Origin of the sequence: Phormidium pseudopriestleyi FRX01 (genome assembly GCF_017313335.1) — a bacterium.
In the GTDB taxonomy this organism is placed as follows: domain Bacteria; phylum Cyanobacteriota; class Cyanobacteriia; order Cyanobacteriales; family Laspinemataceae; genus Laspinema; species Laspinema pseudopriestleyi.
Map to the genome: position 1 here is coordinate 1 of NZ_JAFLQW010000344.1, position 2,882 is coordinate 2,882.

Consider the following 2,882-nt stretch of genomic DNA (forward strand, 5'->3'; position numbering starts at 1 on the left):
GTGGCTGCGACTAACTTCGCATCAGGACCGAACGGGTCTTTAATTATCCCAATATTACTCCCCGCTCGCAGCCCATCAATACTTTCTACCCCGGTTTGCGAGCTATTATTTTTAGATGCCACAAATGCGTAAGAGCCATCCCGCAGAATGTCTACCGACACCGCCCAGTTGATATCGAAGTAATCGCTAAAACTTCCTAGACCTAATGAGACGTAGCGGGGAGTACCCACCGTGAAATTGAGTGGATCATCATTGAGGATTTCCACCACTCCAAAACCCGCACTATCTCGTCTGGAGTTGGTAAAAGCGATTCCCCCGTTGTTCTTCGCGAAAACACCATCTACCTCTGAGTAAGTAGAAATCGAGCCAATTTTTTCGTGCCACAGTCGAGAATTGTTTTCTGGATTGGTAGGGCGATCGCGCGGGTCGATATTAACAACATGAATTTGCCCCTTAGTGTCAGAAAACGGCCAAGAATAATCGGGAGCCGCAACAAATAGCTTTCGGCCATCACTACTCATCGATAGCTGGCGCAATCCCCATGATGCAGAGGGCAATGAAATAGTCTGAATTATTTGATGATAGGTCGCTGAATTGGGATTGATATCCAGTATGTAAAGCGCTCCAATTTTGCCATCAGCAATGTAGGCATAGTTATCCCCAGGGTCGAGCGCAATCGATTGAGGCGAAGCACCAGCCGGTAAGTTAATCGGATCTATTTCAGGAGTTTCTGAATGGGTATCGACCTGTCGCCAAGTCATCAAATCTACTAACCCCACGCGACCTGATTCTTGTAACAACACATAAGCTCGGGTTGCATTGTTGGTGGCTGCTAATTCTACTGGTTTATCTTCCCGGTCTGGTGTTCCTACGGGAATGTTAGCACGCAATAAATCCGAGCTGCTACCTGCTTCGATTACCGATTCTGGCGTATGGGCATTGATAATGCTAATAGTATCGGCTGTTTCTCTCGCCACTAAAGCCAGTTCCACACAAGTCGGGGTCAACTGGATTGGATTGCTTTCTTTTTCGACAATTTCCGAATCCGTTGGTAGTGGACCTATCTGTTCTTTTTGTCGTCGAATTAAGACGATTTCAGCTTCGCCCAGAACAACTATATTGGGAACTTCGATGGCAATTTCATAGCGATTGTCTCCCAATTCAACAGAGCGATCGGGGATTAAAATGCCGGGATAAGATTTATTTCCTACTCGAAACTCCACCGCCAAGTCTTCAAACGAACTGCCAACATCATTGAAATCGTTGAGGAAATTACTCCCACTGAGGACAACAACAGGTTCGTTATTACTAAAGGTGAGTTCTGCTTGTTGCAGAACGGGTGGTGCCAGTGGGTCGGCAGGTCCTGGTGGGGGAGTATTCAGAACTGCGGTCACAGAAGGGACTCCTTCAGCGGTGAGTTCGACTCCGGCTGTTGTGACTACAGGTAAACCGACTTGGGGAATGCCGATGATTTCGAGGTCGGGCAAGCAGATATTTAGCCAAGTAAGCCAACAGGTAGGCTGTAGCGACGAATTGACCGTAGGTGAGGGCTGCTATACTCAGGAAACCAACTTGGGCGGCCAAAGAGCTAGTTGCGAGACTCAGGTTGCCCGTTAAGTTGATTCCTCCAGCCGTGGAAGTTGCCCATTGACTGGCGGTGATTTGTGAGATTCCGGTTTCGACAAATCCTAAAGTACCTAACCCGGCAGCAGGCCATGCCAACACTGCATATTGACCGCTGGCTAAAATTCCATTAAACGGCCAGGAAGTCGTTCGGATGGTGCCTTCTTCGTCTACGACACCGGCTTCTTCAATCGACCAAGTAGGGTTCCAAGTGCCGGTTTCATCTGGGAGGGAGCTTTTTCGCAGGAACAATACTTCGCTACCAGCAGACAAACCAGCAGGAGCAGGAATTGCCAGTTGAGCGGGCTGAGTGAGGGGTTCGTCACCTAAATCCAAGCTGAAGGCACCGACTAAATCCAAACTTTCCGGGAGTGGTAGTGAGAGAGACTCTCCGGTTAAGGGAGTGAGACTGACAGCGGTTTCGGTTTCTAACCCACCGGGAGGAACCATCACCAGGGATCCATCAACGGCTTCAACGACTCCCCCTTCTGCTCCCAATGTCACGGAACCGGCTAAGGGTTTCTGGACTGAGATGGGTATCGTCACCATCTGCGCTCCATGAATTATCGTAAGGGTGGCCTCTCCTTCATCGAGTGCCGTGACTAAGCCATCTTCATTCACTTGCAGCAATTCCGGATGGCTCACAAAGTAGCGGGTTCCGGTTTCTCCGGCGGTGATATTGGGTCGTGATTCCAACTCGTTAATGGTGAGGGAGAGTTGTCGAGTGGATCCCGCGATTAGGGTGAGACTGTCGGGATAGGGGTCTAACCCATAAAATTCAGCTAATGCCTGATTCAATTCTGCATCGTTTTCTGGGACTAAATTACCCACCCGAATGGCATTGACTCCGATTAATCTGCCCGCATCTTCGGAAATTAAGTGAAGTACGTGACTGTTGCCAGCCAGGGAATTTCCCAATATTTGTTCTAAAATCTGACGGTCTAATGAAAAACTCCCATCGGCTTGCAAGTATGCAGTTACATCGACAAATTCCTCGACTGGAGTTGCATCAAATCCAGCCCGTAACCGGATAATTGGACTGGCATCGGTAATGCTTCCTCGTACTACTGGATTGAAGGGTTCGTTTCCACTGCTGTCGGAGAACAACTGTGCTGTAATTTGCGGGGGTTCTTTATCTGAGTTGGGCGGTTCTATCTGAACTTCATTGAGGATTTGCTGTCCAATTTGAGAATTGCGCCAATCTGAATCCGGAGCAATCACTTCATCCATGTTAGGAACGATTCCGGTTGCACCTGACA

1 protein-coding gene and 1 pseudogene are annotated in these 2,882 nt (G+C 48.7%); both read right to left on the reverse strand.

From position 1 onward, the window contains the following. The coding region (locus J0895_RS13000; protein WP_422894330.1) for a YncE family protein at window positions 1-1,487 on the reverse strand (1,487 nt) is incomplete at its 3' end. After that, a pseudogene (locus J0895_RS13005) lies at window positions 1,408-2,882 on the reverse strand (hypothetical protein); the annotation flags it as partial. The pseudogene J0895_RS13005 and the gene J0895_RS13000, both read right to left, overlap by 80 nt.